Genomic DNA, 24,366 nt, shown 5'->3' with positions numbered 1-24,366 from the left:
AGTCAGTCTACGCAGCGGCGGCGAGCACACCAGGGAAGCGGCCGGCGGCCGGCTTAAGGCGGGCCGAAGAGGTCGGCCAGGGTGGCGTGAAGTTCGGGATCCGCCAGGATGACCACCTCGTCGCCGGCCTGGAGTTCGGTGTCGCCCCGCACCGGCACCAGGCCGGTGGTCCGGACCACGATGCTCACCCAGATGTCGCCGACACGATCGCCCAGCCCCTCGACCGTGCACCCCTGCGCCTCGGACCCTGGGGCAACGCTGAAGCGATGGACCCCCTGCGGTTCGTCCGCGAGCCGGACACCGATTTCCCACGGCTGGGTCTCGACCGTGCGCATGGGCAGACGTAACAGTCGAGCGACACCCGGCACGGAACCGCCCTGCACCAGGACCGAGAAAATCACGACGACGACGACGATGCCGTAGAGGCGTTCAGCGTCGGCGACGTGCGCGGCCCGCAGGAATTCGCCCAGCAGAATCGGCACCGCACCCTTGAGCCCGGCGAAGAGGACGAAGATGCGTTCGTTTCGCTCGAGCCGGACGCGCACCAGGCTCGACCCCACCGCCAACGGCCGGATCACCACCGTCAAGGCAAAACCGAGGACCAGCCCCGGAATCCAAACATCGCGATGGGCAAGCACATTGAGGTCTACGGTCAAACCCAGAACGGCAAACGCGACGATTTCAGCCAGTCCGGCCAGGGCAGCGTGGAAACGCTTGATCTCCGGCTTGTACGGCGCGCGAGCGTCGCCGATCACGATGCCGGCGACGAACACCGCCAGGAATCCCGAGCCGTGCGTCAGCGTGGCGATGCCGTACAACATCAGGCAGGATGCCAACGTTCGCAGCGAGTACAGACCTTCGCTCGGCAATGCCACCCGGCGCATGAACGCGAGCAGGGCACGGCCGCCGACCACCCCGACCGCCAGGCCGATCGCCATTTGCAGGACGAATTGGGTTCCCACGCCGGCGAATCCGGCCGCGCTGAGACCACCAGCGGCGATCAGGCTCGACATCAAGGAGATGCCGACCGGATCGTTGGCACCGGACTCGCCCTCCAGGATCGTGCTGCTGCGACCCCTGATCTCGCGTTTGCCCAGCACAGAGAAGACCACCGCGGGATCGGTGGGAGCCACGGCAGTGGCCACGAGCACCGCCGGAAACCAGCCGATTCCGCAGACGTAGTGCACCATCAGCGCCGCCCCGACGGCAGTGAGCGCGGTTCCCAGGACGCCCACCGACAGGATCGGGACGGCCGCCGCGCGAAAGCGCGCCGGCCCGATATGCATGCCGCCGTCGAACAACACCAACACCAGCGCGATGGTGATCACCCGCTCCACGGTCCGCTCGGACGGTGGCTGCAGCGCCGGCAGCGCGCGCACCGCCACGGCGGCTCCGACGAGCACCAGCAGGGCCACCGGGATCTTCACCCGCTCGGTGAGACGGTTCGCCAGCACCGCGACCAAACCGACTGCGCTGGATAACAAGACGACGAGCGCGTAACGAATTGTTTCGCTCACGATGGCCGCGACTCGACGGTCGTGTCGCGATCTCTGGTGGTAGGCACCCGAGCCTTTCGGTTGGTCGACAACGTCACGCCGACCAGACTTCCCGGCACACCGCAACGGAGTTTAGCCGGACTCCCAACCTCACCTTCACCTGCGGGTCAGCAGCGCGACGCATTCCGTGTGATGCGTCAGCGGGAAGGCGTCGAACACCCTGATCTTCTCCATGGTGTAACCGTGGCCGAGGTAGGTCCCGATGTCGCGGGCGAAAGATGCTGCCTCACAACCGATATGCACCACCCGCGGAATGCCGGCGGCGGCCAGCAGATCGATGACCTCGCGCCCGGCACCCGCCCGCGGCGGATCCAGCACCGCCACGTCGGCGCGCCCGCGCTGCACCGCCAGCGCCCGTCGCACCGAGTCGGTGACGACGTGCACCTGCGTCAGGTCGGCCAGGGCGACCCGGGCGGCCCGGGTCGACGCGCGCGAGGTGTCGACACTGAGCACCCGCCCGGACGGGCCCACGGCGTGGCCGAGCACCGCGGCGAAAACGCCGGCGCCGCCGTACAAATCCCACGCGCGCATGCCGGTGCCCAGTTGCGCCCAGTCGGCGACCAGCTCGCTGTACACGGCGGCCGCGTCGCGGTGCGCCTGCCAGAACGCGGTCACCGGCACCTGCCAGCTGCGCCCGGCCACTCGCTGCACCGCCTCGTAGCGACCCTCCATCACCTTGGTCGCGGTCTGCCTGCCCTGCCGCAGCGTGCGCACCACGTGCCGCGTGCCGTCGTCGTCCACGGCCACGTGCAGCTGGGCGGCCGGCGGCCACTCGAGGTCGGCGATCCCGTCGAGCATGCCCGTCGGCAGCTGCGCACAACGCAGGTCGGTCACCAAATCCTCGCTGTGGTACCGGTGAAAGCCCGGGCGACGGTCGGGGCCTACGTCGAGCCGGACGCGGGTGCGCCACCCCGTCGGCGCGGAATCCGCCAGCGGCTCGGCCTCTCCGCTCCACGCATGCCCGCCAAGGCGCTCGAGCTGGTTGGCCACGACCTCGGCCTTGAGCGTGCGGGTCACCTCGGGGTCGGCGAACGCCAGGTCGCAACAGCCGGCGCCGTCCACCCCGGCGATGGGGCACAGCGACGCGATACGGCCGGGCGCCGCGTCGATGACCTCGATAACCTCTGCGTGCCAATAGGATCCGCGATCCGCGGTGACCCGGGCACGCACCCGTTCACCGGGCAGCGCGTACCGGACGAACACCACACGGCCTTCGTGGTGCGCGACGCAACTTCCCCCGTTGGCCGGGGCCTCGGTGGTCAGAGTCAGCTCCCCTACTGCGGGCGGGGCCGCGCGCGGCGGGCGCGTCGATTCGCGGGTCAATCGAAGATTCCCCGACGCGCGTCACCCGGCGCCACATGCGGCTGCAGGGTCTTGCGCCGCTCCGACGAACTCAGTTGCCACGGAACCGAAGTCACCATGACGCCCGGCATGAACAGCAAGCGGCCCTTGAGTCGTAGAGCGCTCTGGTTGTGCAGCACCTGCTCCCACCAGTGGCCCACCACGTACTCCGGAATGAACACCGTCACCACGGTGCGCGGCGACTCTTCCCGGGCCCGCTTGACGTAGTCCAGGACGGGACGGGTGACCTCACGATACGGCGAGGCGATGACCTTGAGCGGGACGCTGATATCGCTTTCTTCCCACTTGTGTACCAGTTCGCGGGTTTCCGCGTCGTCGACGCTGACCGTCACGGCCTCCAGAACGTCGGGCCGGGTGGCCCTGGCGTAGGCCAGCGCGCGCAGCGTCGGCAGGTGCAGCTTCGACACCAGCACCACAGCGTGATTGCGGCTGGGCAGCACCACGTCGTCCTGGGCGGCGGCCTGCTCCGCCAGTTCGCGGTTCACGGTGTTGTAGTGCCGGTGAATCATTTTCATGAGTCCGAACAGCAGGCTCATCGCAAACAGCGCGATCCATGCCCCCGACAGGAACTTGGTCACCAGGACCACCAGCAGCACCGCGCCGGTGGACAGCAATCCGACCGTGTTGACCACCCGCGAGCGCATCATCTTGCGCCGCGCCCGCGGATCGGTTTCGGTGCGCAGCAACCGGGTCCAGTGCCGCACCATGCCGATCTGACTCAGGGTGAACGAAATGAACACGCCGACGATGTAGAGCTGGATCAGCGCGGTGACCTCGCCGCGGAACGCGATGATCGCCAGCAGCGCCGCCCCGGACAGGAACAGGATCCCGTTGGAGAACGCCAATCGGTCTCCGCGGGTGTGTAATTGGCGCGGCAGATAACTGTGCTGCGCCAGGATCGAGCCGAGCACCGGGAACCCGTTGAAGGCGGTGTTGGCGGCCAGCACCAGGATGAGGGCGGTCACCGTGGCGATCAGCAGGAACCCGATGTGGAAGCTGCCGAACACCGTTTGCGCCAGCTGGGTGACCAGGGTCTTCTGGTAGTAATCCTTCGGCGCCCCGCCCAGCTGCGTGGCGGGGTCCTCGACGAGCTGGACGCCGATCTGCTGGGCCAGCACGATGATTCCCATCAGCAGCGCCACCGCGATGCCGCCCAGCATCAGCAGGGTGGTCGCCGCGTTGCGCGACTTGGGTTTCTGGAACGCCGGCACCCCGTTGCTGATCGCCTCGACACCCGTCAGCGCCGCACACCCCGACGAGAACGACCGGGCCACCAAGAACGCCAGCGCGAAACCGACGACCTGGCCGTGCGCCGAGTGCATCTGGAATCCGGCGGATTCGGCCCGCAGCGGATTGCCCAGCACGAAGATCCGGAACAGGCCCCAGCCGATCATCACCAGCACGCCGATGATGAACGCATAGGTCGGGATGGCGAACGCCAACCCGGACTCGCGCACGCCGCGCAGGTTCAGCGCCATCACCAGCAGGATGGACACCACACAGAAGAACACCTTGTGCTGGGCCACGATCGGGATCGCCGAGCCGATGTTCGCCATCGCCGACGCCGTCGAGACCGCAACGGTCAGAACGTAATCCACCATCAGCGCGCTGGCGACCACGAGCCCGGCGGTGTCGCCGAGATTGGTCGTGACCACCTCGTAGTCGCCGCCGCCGGACGGGTAGGCGTGAACGTTCTGCCGGTAGCTGGCGACCACCACCAGCATGACCGCGGCCACCGCCAGCCCGATCCACGGTGTCAGCGCATACGCCGTCACCCCGGCCACCGAGAGCATCAGGAAGACCTCCTCGGGCGCGTACGCAACCGAGGACAGCGCGTCGGAGGCGAACACCGGCAAGGCGATCCGCTTGGGCAGCAGTGTGTGACTCAGCCGGTCGCTGCGAAACGGCCGACCGATAAGCAACCGACGGGTGGCGGTTGAAAGTTTGGACACGAGAGCCAAGAGTAAGCCCAGACGGGTTTGGCGGTAGCGTTCGTAGGACAATGTTCGCCGACCGAAACGGCTGGCCGATGTGGGTTGCCGGAGAAGGGCGCAGGACGCGGTCGAGAGGACCTCAAGTTGCGAGTAGTGGTGATGGGCTGCGGCCGGGTGGGTTCCTCGGTCGCCGACGGGCTCTCCCGCATCGGGCACGACGTCGCGGTCATCGACCGTGACAGCACGGCGTTCAACCGGCTCAGCCCCGAATACGCCGGCGAACGGGTGCTGGGGCAGGGATTCGACCGAGATGTGCTGCTGAGGGCCCGGATCGAGGAAGCGGACGCGTTCGCCGCGGTGTCCTCCGGCGACAACTCCAACATCATCTCTGCGCGGCTGGCCCGGGAGACGTTCGGCGTCAAGCGGGTGGTGGCCCGCATCTATGACGCCAAGCGCGCCGAGGTCTACGAACGGCTGGGCATTCCCACGATCGCGACCGTGCCCTGGACCACCGACCGCCTGCTCAACGCGTTGCTGCGCGAGAGCGAGACGGCCAAGTGGCGCGATCCGACCGGCACCGTCGCGGTGTCCGAGGTCGTCCTGCACGAGGACTGGATCGGGCACCGGGTCACCGACCTCGAGCAGGCCACCGGCGCCCGGGTGGCGTTCCTCATCCGCTTCGGGGCCGGCGTGTTGCCGGAACCGAAATCGGTTATCCAGGCCGGTGACCAGGTGTATGTCGCCGCGATCTCCGGCCGCGCCGCCGAGGCGGTGGCCATCGCCGCCCTACCACCCAGCGAAGACCTGTGATGAATTCGAGTGTTGAGGAGCGGCGCAGATGAAGGTAGCTGTAGCCGGCGCCGGCGCGGTCGGCCGCTCGGTCACCCGCGAACTCATCGGCAACGGCCACGATGTGACGCTGATCGAACGCAACCCCGATCACGTCGACGTGGACGCCATCCCGGCCGCGCACTGGCGACTGGGCGACGCCTGCGAGCTGAGCCTGCTGGAGTCGGTGCACCTGCAGGAGTTCGACGTGGTGGTGGCCGCGACCGGCGACGACAAGGCCAACGTCGTGCTGAGCCTTTTGGCCAAGACCGAATTCGCGGTGCCGCGGGTGGTGGCGCGGGTCAACGACCCCCGCAACGAATGGCTGTTCACCGATGCCTGGGGGGTCGACGTGGCGGTGTCGACGCCGCGCATGCTGGCGTCGCTCATCGAAGAGGCCGTCGCCGTCGGCGATCTGGTGCGGCTGATGGAATTCCGCAAGGGGCAGGCCAACCTGGTCGAGATCACGCTGCCCGACGACACGCCGTGGGGCGGCAAGCCGGTGCGCAAACTGCAACTGCCGCGGAACACCTCGCTGGTGACGATCCTGCGCGGCCCTCGGGTGATCGTGCCCGAGGAGGACGAGCCACTGGAGGGCGGTGACGAGCTGCTGTTCGTCGCGGTTGCCGAGGCGGAAGAGGACCTGCAGAAGCTGCTCTTGGGCAGCCACGACCCGGCCGGCGGCTGATCAGTCGGTGACGGCGCCGGGTTCCACGTCGACCGCGGGGGCGCCCGTGGCGGCGATGGCCCGTTGCGCCGACTTGATCGCCGCGTAGGTGGCCAACGCGGCCAGCACGGTCAGCGGCCAGCCCATCGCGATCCGCGCCACCGCCAGCCAGCCGGTCCGGTCGGCGTCATACAGCAGCCCCTGAACCACGAACCGGGCGGCGAACACCAGCACCCAGCCCACCGAGGCGATGTCGAACGCGTAGACGGCCCGGGGCACCTGGCGCCAGCCGTCGCCACGGCCGGTGGCCCAGCTCCACCCGTAGCCGACCAGCGGACGGCGGATCAGTACCGACGCCGCGACCACCACAGCCCACACCAACGACATCCAGATGCCGAGCAAAAAGTAGCCCTTGGACTCCCCCAGCACATAGGCGATCAGCGCGCACAGCGCGACACCGAAGAAGCCGGAGAACGCCGGTTGCGGGGATTCGCGGCGAATCAGCCGCCACACCAGGATCAGCGCGGCCACCGCCAGCGCGGCCACGATCGCGGGCACCAGTCCCGACACGCTGGAGGCGACGACGAACACCACCACCGGCAGCGACGAGTAGATGACACCACTGACCCCGCCTGCCTGTGCCAGCAGACGTTCCGGGTTGATGCGGTTAGAGGTCATTCGTTCCGATGCGCCCGACTCCCGCGGGGTTGCCCCCAGATCGTGGGGGTCGGTCACCGCTGAATTTCGTAGTGCGGGTTGTAGATCGCCTTGGTTCCGTTCTCCAGCTTGCCGAGGCGCCCACGCACTCGCAGGGTGCGGCCGGAGTCGATGCCCGGGATGCGGCGCTGTCCCAGCCATACCAGGGTGACGGTGTCGCTGCCGTCGAAGAATTCGGCGCGCACTCCGCCGGCGCAGGCCCTGCCGTTGCACTCGACGCTACGGAGCGTGCCCACCATCGTGACCTCTTGGCCACGCTCGCAGTCGATCGCGCGTTGCGCGCCGGTGTTCGCGACCTCGTCGGACAGTTCCTCCGAGTCGAGCTGCTCCGGATCCTCCGTCAACCGACGGGTGAGCCGGCGCAGATACCCTTGGGCCCCCATGGCCACTCCTGACAATGCTGATAAGCCTCGACGCTTCCATTTATGCCAACGGACACCGTAGACCTCTTGGTTCCCCAGCGCCAACCGACTCAAACGTCGTGTTGGAACGCGACGAAACGGCAGGGCACTATCAAGAGGTGGTGGTCGATCTGCGCGGTGTCACGACGGTGTTGTTGCCCGGAACCGGCTCCGACGACGACTACGTTCACCGGGCATTTTCAGGTCCGCTGTCCGAGCTGGGCGCGCTGCTGCTGACCCCGCCGCCGCGGCCCGACCGGTTGGTCGAGGGCTACCTGGCGGCCCTGGATGACGCGGGCCACGAAGGGCCGATCGCTGTGGGCGGCGTCTCGATCGGCGCCGCGGTGGCGGCCGCGTGGGCGCTGGCGCATCCCGACCGGACGGTCGCGGTGCTGGCCGCGCTGCCGGCTTGGGCGGGCGCGCCCGGGGCCGCGCCCGCGGCGCTTGCGGCGCGGCATTCGGCGTCACAGCTGCGCGCCGACGGGCTGGCGGCGACCACGACCCAGATGCGGGCGTCCAGCCCGCCCTGGCTGGCCGACGAGCTGACCCGGTCGTGGGGCGCCCAGTGGCCGCATCTGCCCGAAGCCATGGAGGAGGCGGCCGCCTACGTCGCTCCCAGCTGCGACGAGCTGGCCGGGCTGGCCGCGCCGCTGGGCGTGGCGTCCGCGGTCGACGATCCGATCCATCCGTTGCAGGCCGGGCTCGACTGGGTCGCCGCAGCGCCGCGCGCGGCGCTGCGGACGGTGACGCTGGACCAGATCGGCGCGGACCCGGCCGCCCTGGGGGCGGCCTGCCTGAGCGCGCTGGCCGAGCTGTAGCCGGCTCAGCCGCCGGTGGTGGTGCGCAGCTGCTGCATGGCCGACCCGTCGACGCCGCGGCGCGCGGCCGGCTCGTTGGGCGGCACCTGCTGCCCCTCGGCCTGTTCGGCGTCGTCCTGCTGCGCGGCCTGTTGGGCGGCGGCGGCCTCGCGCAGCTGCTGCGCCATCGGCTCGGGTAGCTGCACGGTCAGCGGCGTACGCACCGGAAGTGGCGTGTCGCCGCGCCGAACCACGGTGTCCGCCAACGCCGCTCGCGCCTCCTGCTCCAGCGCTTCCATCGTCTCGTGCGGGCCGTTGATGACGCAGCGGATCATCCAGCGGTACCCGTCGACGCCGATGAAGCGCACCACGCCGGTCGCGGTGCCCACCACCTCGCGACCCCACGGGCCGTCCTTGATGCTGACCTGGGCCGAGTCGTTGCGCAGCGATTCGGCGAGCTCGCCGGCCACTTCGCGCCACAGGCCGCCGGTCTTGGGCGCGGCGTAGGCGGCAATGGTGAAGCGCCCGTTGGGCGTCACGACCCAGACCGCGCTCGGCACACCGGTTTCGGTGAGCTCGACCTGCAGCTGGCCGGCCTCGGGCATGGGGATCAGCACCGAGCCCAGGTCGAGCCGCGCCAGCTCCGCGACCGCGGGGTCGTCGAAGTCCTCGATGTCGAACGGGCCCTCGAGCTCCTCGGGAGCCGGCTCGTCGGCGCCGGGGGCCGCGACCTCGCCGGCCGCCGCAGTGTCGGCGCCGGAGGCGTCGTCGTCTTTGGGTGTGCGTCTACCGAATGCCATCACAAACTCGCATGTCCGCCGGAGGAACCGTGACCACCATCGCCACGGGATGTTTCGGCCAGCCCGGCCTCGTCGAACGACGACACCTCGACCAACTCCACTAATTCGACTCGCTGCACCAACAACTGGGCGATGCGATCGCCGCGGTGCACCACGATCGGCTCGGCCGGGTCGAGGTTGATCAGCGCAACCTTGATCTCGCCGCGATAGCCCGCGTCGATGGTACCCGGACTGTTGACGATCGAAAGTCCAACTCGCGCAGCCAGTCCCGAGCGTGGATGCACCAAGCCGACCATTCCGAACGGGATGGCGACAGCCACCCCCGTCCGCACCAGGGCGCGCCGCCCGGGCTCCAGTTTGACGTCTTCGGCGCTGAACAGATCGATCCCGGCATCGCCCTCGTGGGCGCGGCTGGGCAGCGGAAGCTCGGGGTCAAGACGGACGATGGCCAGACTGGTCGACACGGGGCCACAGACTACCCTTGACTGCGTGTCCGATACGCGCGTCGCGCCGCACAACGTGCGGTATCGCGAACGATTGTGGGTCCCGTGGTGGTGGTGGCCACCGGCCTTCGCGCTGGCCGCGATCATCGCCTTCGAATTCAACATGGGCGTCACCCGCGCGTCGTCGTGGTGGCCATACGCAGCGCTGTTCGCGGTCGCGGCCGCGGCGCTGCTGTGGCTGGGCCGCATCGAGATCCGGGTCACCGCCGACCCCGCGGCGCCGGGCGAGGTGCAGCTGTGGGCCGGCCAGGCGCACCTGCCGGTCACCGTGATCTCCCGGTCCGCGGAGATAGCGCCCTCGGCCAAGTCCGCCGCCCTGGGCCGGCAGCTCGACCCAGCGGCGTACGTGCTGCACAGGGCATGGGTGGGGCCGATGATCCTGGCCGTACTCGACGATCCGGACGATCCGACGCCGTACTGGCTGGTGAGCTGCCGTCACCCGGAGCGGGTGTTGTCGGCATTACGCAGCTGACCGATCAGGCCGCGCAGTCGGTACAGATCATCACGCCGTTCTTCTCACTGGCCAGCCGACTGCGGTGTTGCACCAAAAAGCAGCTCGAGCAGGTGAACTCGTCGGCCTGCTTCGGGATCACACGCACCGACAGTTCTTCACCCGACAGGTCGGCACCAGGCAGTTCAAAGTTCTCAGCGGATTCAGACTCGTCGACATCGACGACGGCCGAAGCCGCCTCGTTCCGTCGCGCTTTGAGCTCCTCCAGCGAGTCCTCCGAAACGTCATCGGTCTCGGTACGCCGTGGAGCGTCGTAATCGGTAGGCATTGCCCTATCCCCTCACATGCCCTCGTTATCCAAGCATCGCTTTGTACCAGCGTCGAACGCATCCACCAAACGATTCGTGCCCGTATCGCGGCCCATTAAGGTGTGATTTGCATCACACCACTATTTTTACCCTTGCGCTCGTGTCTGAACAGTGGGTTTAGAGTGCAGCTGTGGTCACGCAAATCACCGAGGGTACAGCCTTTGACAAGCACGGTCGGCCTTTTCGGCGGCGTAACCCCCGGCCGGCCATCGTCGTGGTGGTGCTGCTCGCGGTGGCCACCGGCGTGATCTGGACGATCGCGCTGACCCGGCCCGCCAAGGTGCACGAGGCCGCGGTGTGCAATCCCCCGCCCCAGGCCGCGGCCGGCGCGTCGCCGGCCCAGCTCGGCGAGCAGGTATCGCGCAGCGCCATGATGGACGTCACACCCGCCAAGCTCGCCGACACCAAGGTTCGCGTCCTCAACGCCAGCGGCCGGGGCGGACAGGCCGGCGATGTGGCGGGGGCGATGAAAGACCTCGGTTTCGCCCAGCCGACCGCCGCCAACGACCCCCTCTATGCGGGCACCAGACTCACCTGCCAGGGCCAGATCCGTTTCGGCACCGCCGGGCAGGCCACCGCGGCGGCCGTGTGGCTGGTGGCGCCCTGCACCGAGCTGTTCAACGACAACCGCGCCGACGATTCCGTCGACCTCTCCCTGGGCACGGACTTCAGCGCGTTGGCCCACAACGACGACATCGACGCGGTGCTCGCCACCCTGCGTCCCGGCGCCACCGAGCCCTCAGATCCCACGCTGCTGGCCAAGATTCACGCCAGCAGCTGCTGAGGGGGCGGTCAATCCAGAATCGGATCCAGGCCGCCGAACCGCTCCAGGACGGCCAGCAGCTCGTCGGCGATGCCGGGCGCGGCGGCCAGCGCCAGGCCGGCCCCGTTCACGCCGGGCGCGGGCAGCACCACCCGGGCCCCCGCCTCCGCGGCGATCAGCCCACCGGCGGCGCGATCCCACACCTGCAGGCCGTGCTCGTAGTAGGCGTCGAGCCGGCCCGAGGCGACCATGCACAGATCCAGCGCGGCCGAACCGATGCGACGGACGTCGCGGACCACGGGCAGCATCCGGGCCAACAGCGCCGCCTGCGCCGCGCGGCGCTGCCGCGAATAGCCGAAACCGGTGCCCAGCAACGCCATCGACAAATCATCGACGGCGGAGCTCTGCAACAGCTGCGTCCCCTCGTCGTCGGTCACATGTGCGCCCAGGCCCAGCGCCGCCGAGTACACCCGGTGTCCCACAACGTCGGCGACCGCACCGGCCACCGACTCGCCGTTGACCTGCGCACCGACCGACACCGCGTAGGCGGGGACGCCGTAGACGAAATTCACTGTGCCGTCGATCGGATCGAGCACCCAGGTGATCGATCCGGCCGGGGTGCCCGCCGGATCGGCGGGCCCGCCGCCCTCCTCGCCGAGAATCGGGTCCCCGGGCCGTAATTCGGCCAGCCGGTCGCGCAACAGCCGTTCCGTTTCGGTGTCCACCACCGTCACCGGGTCGGTCGGGGTGCTCTTCGAGCGCACCGCGCCACTGTCCGGGTTGTGCACGCCGCCCACCTCGGCGCCGAAAACCTCTGCCCGCCGACGCCGCACGAACGCCGCGGCCTCCGTGGCCAAGGTTTCGGCGACCGAGCGCAGCCGTACGAGCTCGTCATCGGAAGGGGTCACCGGTCTATCGCATCACAGTCGCCGCGGTCGCGCAGACGCCACGGGCGACACCGCCGCGGCGCTAAGGTGGGCGGACAGCCCAGTCACGCCGAGGAGATTCGATGACCAGCACCGACTCGACCACGGACACGCCCGGCACCGCCGTCGCCGACGGCAGGCCGCAGCGTCGCGGATTCGGCATCGACGTCGGCGGCAGCGGCATCAAGGGCGGCATCGTCGACATGGACACCGGGCAGCTGATCGGCGAGCGGGTCAAGCTGCTGACCCCGCAGCCCGCGACGCCCTCGGCGGTGGCCAAGACCATCGCCCAGGTGGTCAACGCCTTCGAGTGGACCGGCCCGCTCGGAGTGACCTATCCCGGTGTCGTCACCCACGGCGTGGTGCAGACGGCGGCCAACGTGGACAAGGCCTGGATCGGCAGCAACGCGCGCGACATCATCAGCGCCGAGCTGAACGGTCAGGAGGTCACCGTCCTCAACGACGCCGACGCGGCCGGGCTGGCCGAGGAGCATTACGGCGCGGGCAAGGGCCAGTCCGGCCTGGTGGTGTTGCTGACCTTCGGCACCGGGATCGGCTCCGCGGTGATTCACAACGGGACGCTGATACCCAACACTGAGTTCGGCCATCTCGAGGTCGGCGGCAAGGAGGCCGAGCAGCGGGCGGCGTCCTCGGTGAAGGAGAAGAACGACTGGTCCTACGAGAAGTGGGCCAAGCAGGTGACCAAAGTGCTGGTGAGCATCGAGAACGCGGTGTGGCCGGACCTGTTCATCGCGGGCGGCGGAATCAGCCGCAAGGCCGACAAATGGGTGCCGCTGCTGACCAACCGCACCCCGGTGGTGGCCGCGGCCCTGCTCAACACCGCCGGAATCGTCGGCGCGGCCATGGCCGCCACCTCGGACGTGACCCACTGATTTCGCCCGGCAGAGCCGTAGTACCGCGCACTGTCGTTACAATGGTCCTCGGCGAATGCCCAACCGATAGCGTGCACCTACCACGCTGATACCAACGCCGACATCGACATAGCAGACACTTTCGGTTAACCATGCCCAATACCCACCGAAGGTGAGCCCAAACGAAGGGGTGTAAGTGGCAGCGACGAAAGCAAGCCCGGCGACGGATGGGCCGGTGAAACGCACCGCCACGAAGTCTCCGTCGTCCCCCGCCAAGCGACCGGCGGCCAAGGCCGCCAACGGATCGGCACCCGCGAAGCGGGCCGCCAAGGCAGCATCGCCGTCCACCAAGTCCGAGGCCGGTGCGGCCGCCGACCACAAGAAGACCCGCGCCGTGGCCAAGGGCGCCAAGGCCCCGTCGGCGCGCGGAACGAAAGCGGCCAAGGGCGGGCCGGCGGATCCGGACGCCCTCGATTCCGACGGTGCCGTCGAGGATCTCGACAACGAACCAGACCTCGAAGGTGAGCCCGGCGACGACCTCGAGATCGACGCCGACCTCAGCCTCGACGACCTCGAGGACGACGTAGCGGCCGACGGCGAAGAGGCCGACGAGGCCGACGCCGACTCCGACGAGGCCGAGGCTGACGAAGAAGCCGCCGCGAAGCCCGCGGCCAAGGCCGGCGAGGCCGCCGCGGAGGACGACGAGGAAATCGCCGAGCCCAGCGAAAAGGACAAGGCCTCCGGCGATTTCGTGTGGGACGAGGACGAATCCGAGGCGTTGCGGCAGGCGCGCAAGGATGCCGAGCTGACAGCCTCCGCCGACTCGGTTCGCGCCTACCTCAAGCAGATCGGTAAGGTCGCGCTGCTCAACGCCGAGGAAGAGGTCGAGCTGGCCAAGCGGATCGAGGCCGGGCTGTACGCCACGCAGCTGATGACCGAAATGACCGAGCGCGGCGACAAACTGCCTGCCGCCCAGCGCCGCGACATGGTGTGGATCTGCCGCGACGGCGACCGCGCGAAAAACCACCTGCTGGAAGCCAACCTGCGACTGGTGGTGTCGCTGGCCAAACGCTACACCGGCCGCGGCATGGCGTTCCTGGACCTCATCCAGGAGGGCAACCTGGGCCTGATCCGCGCGGTCGAGAAGTTCGACTACACCAAGGGTTACAAGTTCTCCACGTACGCGACGTGGTGGATCCGTCAGGCCATCACCCGCGCCATGGCCGACCAGGCCCGCACCATCCGCATCCCGGTGCACATGGTCGAGGTCATCAACAAGCTGGGCCGTATCCAGCGCGAGCTGCTGCAGGACCTGGGCCGCGAGCCCACGCCCGAGGAGCTGGCCAAGGAAATGGACATCACGCCCGAAAAGGTGCTGGAGATCCAGCAATACGCGCGCGAGCCGATCTCGCTGGACCAGACCATCGGCGACGAGGGCGACAGCCAGCTGGGCGACTTCATCGAGGACAGCGAGGCCGTCGTGGCCGTGGACGCGGTGTCGTTCACGCTGCTGCAGGACCAGCTGCAGTCGGTGCTGGAGACGCTGTCGGAACGCGAGGCGGGCGTAGTGCGGCTGCGTTTCGGCCTCACCGACGGCCAGCCCCGTACCCTCGACGAGATCGGGCAGGTCTACGGCGTGACCCGTGAGCGCATCCGCCAGATCGAGTCCAAGACGATGTCGAAGCTGCGCCACCCCAGCCGGTCTCAGGTGCTGCGCGACTACCTGGACTAGATGAGTCGGCCGCCGGTCGAAAGCGGCTGCGCCACAAGCTATCTCGAGGACCGCTGAAATTCGGCTGCGGCCGCCGCGCCGCCGCCGTACGGTGACGTCCATGTCCGCGGAGCGCACCCTCGTCTCGTCAGCATCCGACTTCGAATCGGCCGTCGGCTACTCGCGCGCGGTGCGGGTCGGCCCGCACGTGGCGGTGGCCGGCACAACCGGCACCGGGCCCGCCGGCGACATCGCCGCCCAGGCCCGAGATGCGTTGCGCCGCATCAAGATTGCGTTGCACCAAGCAGGTGCCGGCCTCACCGACGTGGTGCGCACCCGCATCTACGTCACCGACATCTCGCGCTGGCGCGAGGTGGCAGGCGTGCACGAGCAGGTCTTCGGGGCGATACGACCTGCGGCCACCATGGTCGAAGTCTCGGCGCTGATCGCGCCCGAGCTGCTGATCGAGATCGAGGCCGACGCCTACGTGGACTCCCCGGCCGCGTCGCCGGAGACCGGCGCGAAGGAGCCGTCGTCGGCCGGCGGGTAGGCGCTGACCCGGACCACAGCGGCCACCGGCAGGGGGCCATACAGATGCGGGAACAACATGGACTCGGGATCGGTTGCTACCCCCGGTTCCCACCGCACCGGCGCGGTAAGCCGGGCCGGGTCGATGTGCAACAGCACCAGGTCGTCACGACCGCGGTAGAGCCGGTTGGCCGGCAGGTGCACCTGCTCCGGCATCGACAGGTGGATGAACTCGCCTCCGCCGGCGGCGTCCGGGTGGATGGCGCCCACCCGGCGTGCCCGCGCCCACTGCTCGGTTCCGCACAGATGCACCAGGACGTCAGGAACGAAGGTCACAACTTCGACACCCTAGAGACGCCCGCACCAAACCTGACCAGCCCGTGAGAAACGACACACCCGATAACGATCGGGGAACAAGGCGAAAACGCCATACGTCTGAGAAAGTGAATGCAAGAGAACGGAGAAGCCATGAATGCAACTCTGACGAGTCCAGAACTGACCCGCGCTGACCGCTGCGACCGCTGCGGTGCTGCGGCTCGGGTACGCGCCAAGCTGCCTTCAGGACTGGAGCTTCTCTTCTGCCAGCATCACGCCAACGAGCACGAGGCGAAGCTGACCCAGCTGGACGCGGTGCTGGAGTTCAGCGAAAGCTAGCCCGCAGCCGAACTCGCCCCTCGCCAATGTGGGCGGTGCGAGCGATCTTCGGTAATGCTGGACGGGTATGAGCGAGCAGGTCGCGAAGCCGTCGCGCCATCACATTTGGCGGATCACCAAGAGGACTCTTTCCAAGAGTTGGGACGACTCGATTTTTTCGGAGTCGGCTCAGGCTGGTTTCTGGTCGGCGTTGTCACTGCCGCCGTTGCTGCTAGGGATGCTGGGCACCTTGGCCTATGTGGCGCCGCTGTTCGGCCCCGACATGCTGCCCAGCATCCTGCGTCAGCTGATTTCGACCGCACACAGCGTGTTCTCCCGCAGCGTGGTCAACGAGATCATCGAGCCGACCGTCCGGGACATCGCCAACAACGCCCGCGGCGAGGTGGTGTCGCTGGGGTTCATCATCTCGTTGTGGGCGGGGTCGTCGGCCATCTCCGCGTTCGTCGACTCCGTGGTCGAGGCGCACGACCAGACGCCGCTGCGCCACCCGGTGCGCCAGCGCCTGTTCGCGCTGTTCCTCTACGTGGTGATGCTGGTGTTCGTGGTGGCGACGGCGCCGCTGGTGGTGATGGGCCCGCGCAAGGTGGGTGAGCACATCCCGCTAGGCCTGTCCAACGTGCTGCGCTACGGCTACTACCCGGCGCTGATCGTGGCGCTGACGATCGGGGTGATGATCCTGTACCGGGTCGCACTCCCCGAGCCGTTGCCGTCGCACCGGCTGATCCTGGGCGCGATGCTGGCGACCACCGTATTCGTCACCGCGACGCTCGGCCTGCGCTTTTACCTGGGATGGATCACCAGCACCGGCTACACCTACGGCGCGCTCTCCACGCCCATCGCGTTCCTGTTGTTCGCGTTCTTCGGCGGCTTCGCGATCATGCTCGGCGCCGAGCTCAATGCGGCGGTCCAGGAGGAATTCCCCGCACCCCGGACGCACGCCCACCGGCTGCGCAAATGGTTGTTCACGCGGTCACCTGCTCTGAAGCGGACCGTGGAGACCCTCGCCAGCCCGATTGCGAACCCCGCGACGCAACAGCGCGATGTCGCGCCGGCGGAGCCGCCGGGCTGATCAGCCCTTCTTCATCCGGTCGTAGATCTGCTTGCAGTCCGGGCAGACCGGTGAGCCCGGCTTGGCCGCCTTGGTGACGGGAAAAACCTCGCCGCACAACGCCACGACGTGGTTGCCCATCACCGCGCTCTCGGCGATCTTGTCCTTCTTGACGTAGTGGAAGTACTTCGGGGTGTCGCTGCCGGTCCCGTCGTCGACGCGTTCGTCGGTCTCGGTGCGTTCGATCGTTTGGGTCTGCATACCTGACATTGTGCACTGCCCCGCGGGCCCGGAAACCGCCTGAGCCGGAATCGGCCAGTTGTGGGACAGTGGAGAAATGAAGCACGGCTCCGACCCGGGGTTCGATGACTTTGACGGCCACAAGGGCCGCCCTGTACTCATCACCGCCGCAGCGACCTCGTATGAGGAGCAACACCGTGCTCGCGTCCGTAAGTACCTGACGTTGATGGCTTTCCGGATCCCGGCGCTCATCCTGGCCGCGGTCGCCTACGGCGCGTGGCACAACGGGCTGATCTCCCTGGCGATCGTGGCGCTGTCAATCCCGTTGCCGTGGATGGCCGTTTTGATCGCGAACGACCGGCCGCCGCGCAGTGCCGACGAGCCGCGCCGGTTCGACAACGCCCGCCAGCGCACCCCCCTGTTCCCTCGGGCCGAACGTCGCGCGCTCGAAGCCCCGCAGCGCCCGCAGCCGGAGTGGCCTCCGGGCGCGCGGGGCGGAACCGATCACAGTTAGCCGTCGTTTCTGCTGAAGGTGCCGCCCGGGCGGACTTCTCAGGACATTCTCAGGTCTGCGGCACATTTCTGCACGTCAAGACGTGTGAGATGGCGAATCGCTGGGAACTCTCAGAGCTGATCTGTCGTTGAACTCGATGACAGAACAAAGCCGAACGGGAGGTCGCTATGGCGAACGCCAGCACGAGCAGATTTGACGGCGATCTGGATGCTCAAAGCCCCGCAGCGGACCTAGTGCGCGTATATCTCAACGGAATCGGTAAGACGGCGCTTCTCAATGCGGCCGGCGAAGTCGAACTCGCCAAGCGCATCGAAGCCGGGCTTTACGCCGAACACCTGCTTGCAACGCGTAAGCGCCTCGGGGAGAACCGCAAACGTGATCTGGAGGCCGTGGTTCGCGACGGTCAGGCGGCGCGCCGCCACCTGCTGGAAGCGAACCTGCGTCTGGTGGTGTCGCTGGCCAAGCGGTACACGGGTCGCGGCATGCCGCTGCTGGACCTGATCCAGGAGGGGAACCTCGGGCTGATCCGCGCGATGGAAAAGTTCGACTACACAAAGGGATTCAAATTCTCGACCTACGCGACGTGGTGGATCCGTCAGGCCATCACCCGCGGCATGGCCGACCAGAGCCGCACCATCCGGCTGCCGGTCCATCTGGTGGAGCAGGTCAACAAGCTGGCGCGGATCAAGCGCGAGATGCACCAGAACCTGGGCCGCGAGGCGACCGACGAGGAACTGGCCGCCGAGTCCGGCATCCCGGTCGAGAAGATCAACGACCTGCTCGAGCACAGCCGCGACCCGGTAAGCCTGGACATGCCCGTCGGCTCCGAGGAGGAGGCCCCGTTGGGCGACTTCATCGAGGACGCCGAGGCGATGTCCGCCGAGAACGCGGTGATCGCCGAGCTGCTGCACACCGACATCCGCAGCGTGCTGGCCACCCTCGATGAGCGTGAGCACCAGGTCATCCGGTTGCGTTTCGGCCTGGACGACGGCCAGCCGCGCACGCTCGACCAGATCGGCAAGCTGTTCGGCCTGTCCCGCGAGCGGGTCCGCCAAATCGAGCGCGACGTAATGTCCAAACTCCGCAACGGGGAGCGCGCCGACAGGCTACGGTCGTACGCGAGCTAATGGCTCACTCAAGCTAGGTAGCAGGACGGTATGCCCGCCGCGTCAGCGGCGGGCATACTGCTTGCGGCCGACGCGTTGCAACCATTCACGCAGCTGGCCAAGTAGACTCAGCGTCGACGGAGGGTGCTGAATGAACGACCTGGTTGACACCACCGAGATGTACTTGCGGACCATCTACGACCTCGAAGAAGAGGGCGTGACGCCGCTACGTGCCCGCATCGCCGAACGCCTCGATCAGAGCGGGCCGACTGTCAGCCAAACCGTGTCGCGCATGGAGCGGGACGGTTTACTTCACGTGGCCGGCGACCGCCACCTGGAGCTCACCGACAAGGGCCGGGCGCTGGCCATTTCCGTGATGCGCAAGCACCGCCTCGCCGAACGTCTCCTGGTCGACGTCATCGGCCTGCCCTGGGAAGAGGTCCACGCCGAGGCGTGCCGCTGGGAGCACGTGATGAGCGAGGACGTCGAGCGGCGCCTGGTGAAGGTGCTCAACAACCCGACCACCTCGCCCTTCGGCAACCCGATCCCGGGGCTCCTGGACCTGGGCGTGGGCCCCGAGTCCTGGTCCGAAGACGGCCCCCTGGTCCGGCTGACCGAGCTGCCCGCCGGCGCGCCGGTGGCCGTGGTGGTCCGCCAGCTGACCGAGCACGTCCAGGGCGACATCGACCTGATCTCACGCCTGAAGGACGCCGGCGTGGTCCCGAACGCGCGCGTCACCGTCGAGAACGGCTCCGCCGGGGTGACCATCGTCATTCCGGGCCACGAGAACGTCACCCTGCCACACGAGATGGCGCACGCGGTCAAGGTCGAAAAGGTCTGACCCGGGCCGTTCGTTTCCACCCCGCGACTGCGGCGCCCCGCTTCGCCCGGGGCCGCGCTCGCGATCGCCACTACCCCGCCCTGCGCCCGAACGGCCGTCGCGGCGGTAGCTGCACGCCGAACCGCTTGGCCAGTCGGTAGCCGGTCAGCGCCAGGTCCCGAATGTCCTCGGGCCGCAGACCCGACTGCAACGCGGTGTCGAGCATGCCCACCATCCGGTGGTCGGGCGCACAGCGCAGCGCCTCCTGCAGCGACACGCCCGCGAGCGGGCCGTCGCCGCGGGCGTACGCGCTGAACGCGATCAGCACCAGGGCCTCGACCCGCCACGGCGGCGGCAGCGTGCGCGCCAGCAGCGCCCACAGCGACTCGACCTCGCCGGCGCTCTCCCCGATCGCGAGCGCATACAGGATGTCGCGCACCTGCGCGTCGGTCAGCGCACAGCCCAGCGTCGCCATCTCCGCGTCGGACAGGCATTCCCCGGCCGCGACCCGGGCGGCGGCCGCCATCGCCGCCTCCACATCGCCGCGGGTGCAGCGGACCGGATGCGCACGATGCGCCGCCCGGCGCCGGGTGGCCTGCTGCCGCACCGCGTCGGCCAGCGCGGTGCTGCGCGCCGGGTCGTCGGGCGCGATGACCGCCCGCAGGTCGGCACGCCGCGGATAGAGCCGTCTGCCTTCCAGCACCGCCGCGGCGGCCAGCGGGGAGGCCGCGGGATCGTCGACCAGGCCGCTCGATCCGCAGCCCTCGGCGCAGTGCCAGCGGCCGCCGAGGGCCACCTGGTCGACCACGTGTGTGGCCCATAGCTCAATGTGGTGCTGCGCCAAGGCTTCTGCGAGCGCCGCCGCCAGCTGCCGGTATTCCTCGTTGCAGCTGGGGCAGTAAGCCCCGTCCGCGTCGACGATCACCGCGATCACGGCCTCCGGGGCCGCCGCTGCGGCGACCTCCGCCAGGTGCTCCACCCGATCGACAAGTTCCTCGGAGAGGTCGACGCGCATCACCGAGCCCAGTTCCCCGTCACCCAAAGACACTAGTACCAACGAATTTTCGGGAACGAAGCCGAGAACGGCCGGCAGCGCGGCGATGAGGGCACCGGGGCGGGAAAGTTCGAAGTCTTCTCGAGGCGTCGTCATGAGCACCAACGCTGACGGCCGCCACCGTCAACCGGTGCGCGCGGGTGCGGGTGCGGCGGCGGACCTGTGGATGAACCCAGCACTGTGCGTTGTGCTGCCTTACTGTTTAAGCCATGAGTTCGGCGCAAGAGTACGACATGGTGGTCATCGGGTCCGGGCCCGGCGGGCAGAAGGCGGCCATCGCCTCGGCCAAGCTCGGTAAGTCGGTCGCCGTCGTCGAGCGCGGCCAGATGCTCGGCGGTGTCTGCGTCCAGACCGGCACCATCCCGTCAAAGACGTTGCGCGAGGCGGTCCTCTATCTCACCGGGATGAGCCAGCGCGAGCTCTACGGCGCGAGCTACCGCGTGAAGGAGAAGATCACCCCGGCCGACCTGCTGGCCCGAACCCAGCACGTGATCGGCAAGGAAGTCGACGTGGTCCGCAACCAGCTGATGCGCAATCGCATCGACCTGCTGATCGGCCACGGGCGTTTCGTCGACCCACACACCATCGAGGTCGAGGATCCGTCGAGGCGCGAAAAGATAACCATCACAGGCAAATACGTCGTCATCGCCACCGGCACCCGGCCGGCCCGGCCCTCCGGCGTCGAGTTCGACGAGCATCGGGTGCTGGACTCGGACGGGATCCTCGATCTCAAGTCGCTGCCCACCTCGATGGTGGTGGTCGGCGCGGGTGTCATCGGCATCGAGTACGCCTCGATGTTCGCCGCGCTGGGCACCAAGGTCACCGTGGTGGAGAAGCGCGACGACATGCTCGACTTCTGTGACCCCGAGGTCGTCGAGGCGCTGAAGTTCCACCTGCGCGATTTGGCGGTGACGTTCCGGTTCGGCGAGGAGGTGACCGCGGTCGACGTCGGGTCGGCGGGCACCGTCACCACCCTGGCCAGCGGCAAGCAGATCCCCGCCGAGACGGTGATGTACTCGGCCGGCCGGCAGGGCCAGACCGATCACCTCGACCTGCACAACGCCGAGCTGGAAGCCGACAACCGCGGGCGGATCTTCGTCGACGACAACTTCCAGACCAAGGTGCCCCACATCTACGCCGTCGGCGACGTGATCGGCTTCCCCGCGCTGGCCGCGACGTCGATGGAGCAGGGACGCCTGGCCGCCTACCACGCGTTCGGGGAAGCGAGCGACGGCATCACCGAGCTGCAACCGATCGGCATCTACTCCATCCCCGAGGTGTCCTACGTCGGCGCGACCGAGGTGGAGCTGACCAAGAACTCGGTGCCCTACGAGGTCGGCGTGGCCAGGTACCGCGAGCTGGCCCGCGGTCAGATTGCCGGCGACTCCTACGGGATGCTCAAACTGCTGGTGTCCACCGAGGACCTCAAGGTGCTCGGCGTGCACATCTTCGGCACCAGCGCCACCGAGATGGTGCACATCGGGCAGGCCGTGATGGGCTGCGGCGGCACGGTGGAATACCTGGTGGACGCGGTGTTCAACTACCCCACGTTCTCCGAGGCCTACAAGGTGGCGGCGCTCGACGTGATGAACAAAGTGCGCGCGCTCAACCAGTTTCGCCACTAAACCGATGGTGGCGGCCCGCTGCGCTGGCGATGGCTGCTAACAGGCGTCGGTGAGGTCGTTCGGGACCGGATCGCCGGGCCCACCGACCTCGGCGCGATGCAGCAGCTCGGCGGTCTGCGCGTCGAACGGCGCCGAATACGACATGTTCGCGGCGCAGCCGCCCCGCTCGAGACCGCCGATCAGCCCGATGAGCGTCGTGCCGCTGACCCAGGGCGCACCGCTGGTACCGTCCACCAGGCCCTCGCAGGCCAACGCGGGGAACCCGGTGTCGGTGACGGACGTGCTGGCCTGACAGCCGATCGGCGAGCCACCCACGCCCGCCGGATAGCCGAGCACCGTGACGCGGCTGCCCGGCGGGGGCGTCACGCCCAGCGTCAGCGCCAGCCCGACCCGGGACTCGACCGGAGCGCCGGCCTCGTTGCTGACCCGCGCGATCGCGTAGTCGGCGTGCGGGTCCTTGCTGGCCATCCAGCGCGGATCGAGGTAGACCGCGTCGGCCTTCCACACATCGGCGGGACCGGGTGCGGCGTCCCCGGCGAAACCGGGGACAAAGGTGATCAGCGAGGCGCCGGCCAGGCAATGCGCGGCGGTCATGATCAGGTTGCCGCCCGCGGAATGCACCACCGAGCCGGTGCAGACGTGCAGCGGGCCACCGTCGATGAAGATCGCCCCGATGCGCCGATCCGGCTCGACCGGGCCCGCGACGGCCTTCTGCTCGGGCTGGCTGAGCCGCTGCACCGGGCCGCCCACGCGCGGAGCCGACACCGGCGCGCCCGACGCATGCTGCACCGGGGGACGACACGCCGTCAGCGACGTAGCCACCCCCACAGCCAGGCAGAGCATCAGGATCCGAATGCGCATCGCCTTCATCATGCCTGACCGGCGGTCGACAAGCCGACTTCCACACCTCCCGGTGCGCCCCAGGGTTTGCTGGCGCGCACGCCGGCGGCCCGCGGGCCGTCGTTGGCGGATTACGCCTGGGGATGGTCGCGTTTCAGCTCATAGCGTGACTGCGAAGTTCGCTGATGGATGTTGGTGCCGCCTGATTCGGGGGAGACTTGGTAGGGCACCCTGAAGGGACCCCCGAAAGGAGGCGATCGCAGATGGCTCACCACCGAGACCCAGGTGATCAGTACCAGCCAGGGCAGGCTGGGATGTACGAGCTCGAGCTGCCGGCGCCGCAGTTGTCGACGTCCGACGGCCGCGGTCCCGTGCTGGTGCATGCGCTGGAAGGCTTTTCCGACGCCGGTCATGCCATCAAGCTGGCGGCCGCGCACCTGAAGGCCGTGCTGGACACCGAGCTGGTCGCTTCGTTCGCGATCGACGAATTGCTGGACTACCGCTCGCGGCGGCCGCTGATGACGTTCAAGTCCGACCACTTCACCCACTACGAGGACCCCGAACTGAACCTGTACGCGATGCGCGACACGATCGGCACGCCGTTCCTGTTGCTGGCCGGCATGGAACCGGACCTCAAGTGGGAGCGCTTCATCACCGCCGTCCGGTTGCTGGCCGAGCGCCTCGGCGTGCGCCAGACCATCGGCCTGGGCACGGTCCCGATGGCGGTTCCGCACACCCGGCCGACCACCATGACCGCACACTCCAACAACCCGGAATTGATCGCCAACTTCCAGCCGTGGATCTCCGAGATCCAGGTTCCCGGCAGTGCGTCCAACCTGCTGGAGTACCGGATGGGCCAGCACGGTCACGAGGTCGTCGGCTACACCGTGCACGTCCCGCACTACCTCACCCAGACCGATTACCCGGCCGCCGCGCAGGCGTTGCTCGAGCAGGTCGCCAAGACGGCGTCGCTGGAGCTGCCGCTGACGGCGTTGACCGAAGCGGCCGAGGTGATTCGGGCCAAGATCGACGAACAGGTCGAAGCGAGCGCGGAGGTCGCTCAAGTGGTGGCCGCGCTGGAGCGCCAGTACGATGCCTTCATCGACGCTCAGGAGAACAGATCGTTACTGGCTCGCGACGAGGATCTTCCTAGCGGCGACGAGCTGGGCGCAGAATTCGAGCGGTTTCTGGCCCAGCAGGCGGAGAAGAAGTTCGACGACGACGACAAGACCTGACCCCCTCAGCGCGACGCCCCAGCCAGGCCGTCCCTAGCCCGGCCCG

Annotated in this window: 28 protein-coding genes; 15 read left to right on the top strand and 13 right to left on the bottom strand. The window is 68.4% G+C overall.

Annotated features, from left to right (window positions below):
* Nucleotides 1-53 precede the first annotated feature (53 nt).
* From ACYQ8K_RS16640 to ACYQ8K_RS16630, 3 genes are all read right to left on the bottom strand, one after another.
* On the bottom strand, nt 54-1,517 hold the full coding sequence (locus tag ACYQ8K_RS16640; RefSeq protein WP_459970599.1) for a cation:proton antiporter domain-containing protein: 1,464 nt from the start codon (nt 1,515-1,517) through the stop codon (nt 54-56).
* Nucleotides 1,518-1,652: 135 nt separating this feature from the next.
* Nucleotides 1,653-2,879: a class I SAM-dependent RNA methyltransferase gene (locus tag ACYQ8K_RS16635; protein ID WP_459970597.1), complete on the bottom strand. Its 1,227-nt coding sequence runs from the start codon at nt 2,877-2,879 to the stop codon at nt 1,653-1,655.
* The gene (locus ACYQ8K_RS16630; protein ID WP_459970595.1) at nt 2,876-4,870 is read right to left on the bottom strand and encodes an APC family permease; all 1,995 of its coding nucleotides are present in this window, start codon (nt 4,868-4,870) and stop codon (nt 2,876-2,878) included. The genes ACYQ8K_RS16635 and ACYQ8K_RS16630 overlap by 4 nt, the downstream gene beginning before the upstream one ends.
* Before the next feature lie 126 nt (nt 4,871-4,996).
* On the opposite strand from ACYQ8K_RS16630, the gene ACYQ8K_RS16625 reads away from it, so the two are divergent.
* Complete coding sequence (locus ACYQ8K_RS16625) at nt 4,997-5,662, top strand: potassium channel family protein (protein WP_112710436.1); 666 nt, start codon at nt 4,997-4,999, stop codon at nt 5,660-5,662.
* 28 nt (nt 5,663-5,690) lie between these two features.
* On the top strand, nt 5,691-6,368 hold the full coding sequence (locus ACYQ8K_RS16620; protein ID WP_459970593.1) for a potassium channel family protein: 678 nt from the start codon (nt 5,691-5,693) through the stop codon (nt 6,366-6,368).
* On the opposite strand, the gene ACYQ8K_RS16615 is transcribed toward ACYQ8K_RS16620, so the two are convergent.
* Both ACYQ8K_RS16615 and ACYQ8K_RS16610 read right to left on the bottom strand, forming a co-directional pair.
* Complete coding sequence (locus ACYQ8K_RS16615; protein ID WP_459970591.1) at nt 6,369-7,025, bottom strand: DUF3159 domain-containing protein; 657 nt, start codon at nt 7,023-7,025, stop codon at nt 6,369-6,371.
* A 53-nt stretch (nt 7,026-7,078) separates the two neighbouring features.
* Nucleotides 7,079-7,447, bottom strand: a complete 369-nt coding sequence (locus tag ACYQ8K_RS16610) for an OB-fold nucleic acid binding domain-containing protein (RefSeq protein WP_459970589.1) — start codon at nt 7,445-7,447, stop codon at nt 7,079-7,081.
* 137 nt (nt 7,448-7,584) lie between these two features.
* Here ACYQ8K_RS16610 and ACYQ8K_RS16605 point away from each other — a divergent pair, with 137 nt between their 5' ends.
* Nucleotides 7,585-8,283, top strand: coding sequence for an alpha/beta hydrolase (locus ACYQ8K_RS16605; protein ID WP_459970672.1), 699 nt, complete (start codon nt 7,585-7,587; stop codon nt 8,281-8,283).
* Between the two features lie 5 nt (nt 8,284-8,288).
* Here the strand turns inward: ACYQ8K_RS16605 and ACYQ8K_RS16600 are convergent, their stop codons facing one another.
* Together ACYQ8K_RS16600 and dut are read right to left on the bottom strand one after the other, a co-directional pair.
* The gene (locus ACYQ8K_RS16600) at nt 8,289-9,062 is read right to left on the bottom strand and encodes a DUF3710 domain-containing protein (RefSeq protein WP_459970587.1); all 774 of its coding nucleotides are present in this window, start codon (nt 9,060-9,062) and stop codon (nt 8,289-8,291) included.
* Nucleotides 9,062-9,526 (bottom strand): dUTP diphosphatase, encoded by a 465-nt coding sequence (gene dut / locus ACYQ8K_RS16595; protein WP_459970585.1) that lies wholly within the window; start codon nt 9,524-9,526, stop codon nt 9,062-9,064. Before dut ends, ACYQ8K_RS16600 begins: the two co-directional genes overlap by 1 nt.
* Nucleotides 9,527-9,551: 25 nt before the next feature.
* Between dut and ACYQ8K_RS16590 the strand changes: the two genes are divergently transcribed.
* Complete coding sequence (locus ACYQ8K_RS16590; RefSeq protein ID WP_459970583.1) at nt 9,552-10,037, top strand: DUF3093 domain-containing protein; 486 nt, start codon at nt 9,552-9,554, stop codon at nt 10,035-10,037.
* Between the two features lie 4 nt (nt 10,038-10,041).
* Here the strand turns inward: ACYQ8K_RS16590 and ACYQ8K_RS16585 are convergent, their stop codons facing one another.
* Complete coding sequence (locus ACYQ8K_RS16585) at nt 10,042-10,344, bottom strand: DUF4193 domain-containing protein (RefSeq protein WP_036468275.1); 303 nt, start codon at nt 10,342-10,344, stop codon at nt 10,042-10,044.
* A gap of 170 nt (nt 10,345-10,514) precedes the next feature.
* Between ACYQ8K_RS16585 and cei the strand changes: the two genes are divergently transcribed.
* Entirely contained in the window at nt 10,515-11,168 is a 654-nt protein-coding gene (gene cei, locus ACYQ8K_RS16580; protein WP_459970580.1) for an envelope integrity protein Cei, read from the top strand.
* An 8-nt stretch (nt 11,169-11,176) separates the two neighbouring features.
* Here the strand turns inward: cei and ACYQ8K_RS16575 are convergent, their stop codons facing one another.
* Nucleotides 11,177-12,055, bottom strand: coding sequence for an inositol monophosphatase family protein (locus ACYQ8K_RS16575; protein WP_459970578.1), 879 nt, complete (start codon nt 12,053-12,055; stop codon nt 11,177-11,179).
* Between the two features lie 101 nt (nt 12,056-12,156).
* Here ACYQ8K_RS16575 and ppgK point away from each other — a divergent pair, with 101 nt between their 5' ends.
* The 3 genes from ppgK to ACYQ8K_RS16560 all read left to right on the top strand — a co-directional run bounded on the left by ppgK (nt 12,157) and on the right by ACYQ8K_RS16560 (nt 15,206).
* A complete protein-coding gene (ppgK, locus tag ACYQ8K_RS16570) occupies nt 12,157-12,966 on the top strand; it encodes a polyphosphate--glucose phosphotransferase (RefSeq protein WP_459970576.1) in 810 nt (269 codons plus the stop codon).
* A gap of 175 nt (nt 12,967-13,141) precedes the next feature.
* Nucleotides 13,142-14,677, top strand: coding sequence for an RNA polymerase sigma factor (locus ACYQ8K_RS16565; RefSeq protein WP_459970575.1), 1,536 nt, complete (start codon nt 13,142-13,144; stop codon nt 14,675-14,677).
* A 100-nt stretch (nt 14,678-14,777) separates the two neighbouring features.
* Nucleotides 14,778-15,206 carry a RidA family protein gene (locus ACYQ8K_RS16560; protein ID WP_459970573.1) on the top strand — a complete coding sequence of 143 codons (429 nt, stop codon included), beginning with the start codon at nt 14,778-14,780 and terminating at the stop codon, nt 15,204-15,206.
* Here ACYQ8K_RS16560 and ACYQ8K_RS16555 read toward each other — a convergent pair.
* Nucleotides 15,140-15,520, bottom strand: coding sequence for a DUF952 domain-containing protein (locus ACYQ8K_RS16555; RefSeq protein ID WP_459970571.1), 381 nt, complete (start codon nt 15,518-15,520; stop codon nt 15,140-15,142). The two genes, ACYQ8K_RS16560 and ACYQ8K_RS16555, sit on opposite strands and share 67 nt — an antisense overlap.
* Before the next feature lie 132 nt (nt 15,521-15,652).
* Here ACYQ8K_RS16555 and ACYQ8K_RS16550 point away from each other — a divergent pair, with 132 nt between their 5' ends.
* Entirely contained in the window at nt 15,653-15,838 is a 186-nt protein-coding gene (locus tag ACYQ8K_RS16550; RefSeq protein ID WP_459970569.1) for a DUF7455 domain-containing protein, read from the top strand.
* A 67-nt stretch (nt 15,839-15,905) separates the two neighbouring features.
* The gene (locus ACYQ8K_RS16545) at nt 15,906-16,907 is read left to right on the top strand and encodes a YihY/virulence factor BrkB family protein (RefSeq protein WP_459970567.1); all 1,002 of its coding nucleotides are present in this window, start codon (nt 15,906-15,908) and stop codon (nt 16,905-16,907) included.
* Here ACYQ8K_RS16545 and ACYQ8K_RS16540 read toward each other — a convergent pair whose 3' ends face one another.
* A complete protein-coding gene (locus ACYQ8K_RS16540; RefSeq protein WP_064879665.1) occupies nt 16,908-17,147 on the bottom strand; it encodes a DUF3039 domain-containing protein in 240 nt (79 codons plus the stop codon).
* Nucleotides 17,148-17,205: 58 nt separating this feature from the next.
* On the opposite strand from ACYQ8K_RS16540, the gene ACYQ8K_RS16535 reads away from it, so the two are divergent.
* The 3 genes from ACYQ8K_RS16535 (at nt 17,206) to ACYQ8K_RS16525 (ending at nt 19,587) form a co-directional block, all read left to right on the top strand.
* Nucleotides 17,206-17,640: a DUF3099 domain-containing protein gene (locus ACYQ8K_RS16535; RefSeq protein WP_459970565.1), complete on the top strand. Its 435-nt coding sequence runs from the start codon at nt 17,206-17,208 to the stop codon at nt 17,638-17,640.
* Between the two features lie 167 nt (nt 17,641-17,807).
* Entirely contained in the window at nt 17,808-18,767 is a 960-nt protein-coding gene (gene sigB / locus ACYQ8K_RS16530) for a sigma-70 family RNA polymerase sigma factor SigB (RefSeq protein ID WP_007774892.1), read from the top strand.
* A gap of 130 nt (nt 18,768-18,897) precedes the next feature.
* The gene (locus tag ACYQ8K_RS16525; protein WP_064951794.1) at nt 18,898-19,587 is read left to right on the top strand and encodes a metal-dependent transcriptional regulator; all 690 of its coding nucleotides are present in this window, start codon (nt 18,898-18,900) and stop codon (nt 19,585-19,587) included.
* Between the two features lie 70 nt (nt 19,588-19,657).
* On the opposite strand, the gene ACYQ8K_RS16520 is transcribed toward ACYQ8K_RS16525, so the two are convergent.
* The gene (locus ACYQ8K_RS16520) at nt 19,658-20,716 is read right to left on the bottom strand and encodes a DUF4192 domain-containing protein (protein ID WP_459970563.1); all 1,059 of its coding nucleotides are present in this window, start codon (nt 20,714-20,716) and stop codon (nt 19,658-19,660) included.
* A 113-nt stretch (nt 20,717-20,829) separates the two neighbouring features.
* On the opposite strand from ACYQ8K_RS16520, the gene sthA reads away from it, so the two are divergent.
* Entirely contained in the window at nt 20,830-22,245 is a 1,416-nt protein-coding gene (sthA, locus tag ACYQ8K_RS16515) for a Si-specific NAD(P)(+) transhydrogenase (protein ID WP_459970561.1), read from the top strand.
* Nucleotides 22,246-22,281: 36 nt separating this feature from the next.
* Here sthA and ACYQ8K_RS16510 read toward each other — a convergent pair whose 3' ends face one another.
* The gene (locus ACYQ8K_RS16510; protein ID WP_459970559.1) at nt 22,282-23,118 is read right to left on the bottom strand and encodes a trypsin-like serine peptidase; all 837 of its coding nucleotides are present in this window, start codon (nt 23,116-23,118) and stop codon (nt 22,282-22,284) included.
* Nucleotides 23,119-23,348: 230 nt separating this feature from the next.
* On the opposite strand from ACYQ8K_RS16510, the gene ACYQ8K_RS16505 reads away from it, so the two are divergent.
* Nucleotides 23,349-24,320 (top strand): proteasome assembly chaperone family protein, encoded by a 972-nt coding sequence (locus ACYQ8K_RS16505; RefSeq protein ID WP_459970557.1) that lies wholly within the window; start codon nt 23,349-23,351, stop codon nt 24,318-24,320.
* Nucleotides 24,321-24,366: the final 46 nt, after the last annotated feature.

The organism is Mycobacterium sp. MUNTM1, assembly GCF_054660795.1.
The sequence above is the reverse complement of the archived record's forward strand: the minus strand, read 5'-3'. Positions and strand labels throughout refer to the sequence as shown.

Excerpts from the sequence above, each read along its gene's own strand:
- ACYQ8K_RS16620 (WP_459970593.1), top strand. The coding sequence starts at position 5,691 with ATGAAGGTAGCTGTAGCCGGCGCCGGCGCGGTCGGCCGCTCGGTCACC.
- ACYQ8K_RS16615 (WP_459970591.1), bottom strand. The coding sequence starts at position 7,025 with ATGACCTCTAACCGCATCAACCCGGAACGTCTGCTGGCACAGGCAGGC.
- ACYQ8K_RS16610 (WP_459970589.1), bottom strand. The coding sequence starts at position 7,447 with ATGGGGGCCCAAGGGTATCTGCGCCGGCTCACCCGTCGGTTGACGGAG.
- ACYQ8K_RS16600 (WP_459970587.1), bottom strand. The coding sequence starts at position 9,062 with ATGGCATTCGGTAGACGCACACCCAAAGACGACGACGCCTCCGGCGCC.
- ACYQ8K_RS16585 (WP_036468275.1), bottom strand. The coding sequence starts at position 10,344 with ATGCCTACCGATTACGACGCTCCACGGCGTACCGAGACCGATGACGTT.
- ppgK (WP_459970576.1), top strand. The coding sequence starts at position 12,157 with ATGACCAGCACCGACTCGACCACGGACACGCCCGGCACCGCCGTCGCC.
- ACYQ8K_RS16560 (WP_459970573.1), top strand. The coding sequence starts at position 14,778 with ATGTCCGCGGAGCGCACCCTCGTCTCGTCAGCATCCGACTTCGAATCG.
- ACYQ8K_RS16550 (WP_459970569.1), top strand. The coding sequence starts at position 15,653 with ATGAATGCAACTCTGACGAGTCCAGAACTGACCCGCGCTGACCGCTGC.
- ACYQ8K_RS16545 (WP_459970567.1), top strand. The coding sequence starts at position 15,906 with ATGAGCGAGCAGGTCGCGAAGCCGTCGCGCCATCACATTTGGCGGATC.
- ACYQ8K_RS16540 (WP_064879665.1), bottom strand. The coding sequence starts at position 17,147 with ATGCAGACCCAAACGATCGAACGCACCGAGACCGACGAACGCGTCGAC.
- sigB (WP_007774892.1), top strand. The coding sequence starts at position 17,808 with ATGGCGAACGCCAGCACGAGCAGATTTGACGGCGATCTGGATGCTCAA.
- ACYQ8K_RS16525 (WP_064951794.1), top strand. The coding sequence starts at position 18,898 with ATGAACGACCTGGTTGACACCACCGAGATGTACTTGCGGACCATCTAC.
- ACYQ8K_RS16520 (WP_459970563.1), bottom strand. The coding sequence starts at position 20,716 with ATGACGACGCCTCGAGAAGACTTCGAACTTTCCCGCCCCGGTGCCCTC.
- sthA (WP_459970561.1), top strand. The coding sequence starts at position 20,830 with ATGAGTTCGGCGCAAGAGTACGACATGGTGGTCATCGGGTCCGGGCCC.
- ACYQ8K_RS16510 (WP_459970559.1), bottom strand. The coding sequence starts at position 23,118 with ATGATGAAGGCGATGCGCATTCGGATCCTGATGCTCTGCCTGGCTGTG.
- ACYQ8K_RS16505 (WP_459970557.1), top strand. The coding sequence starts at position 23,349 with ATGGCTCACCACCGAGACCCAGGTGATCAGTACCAGCCAGGGCAGGCT.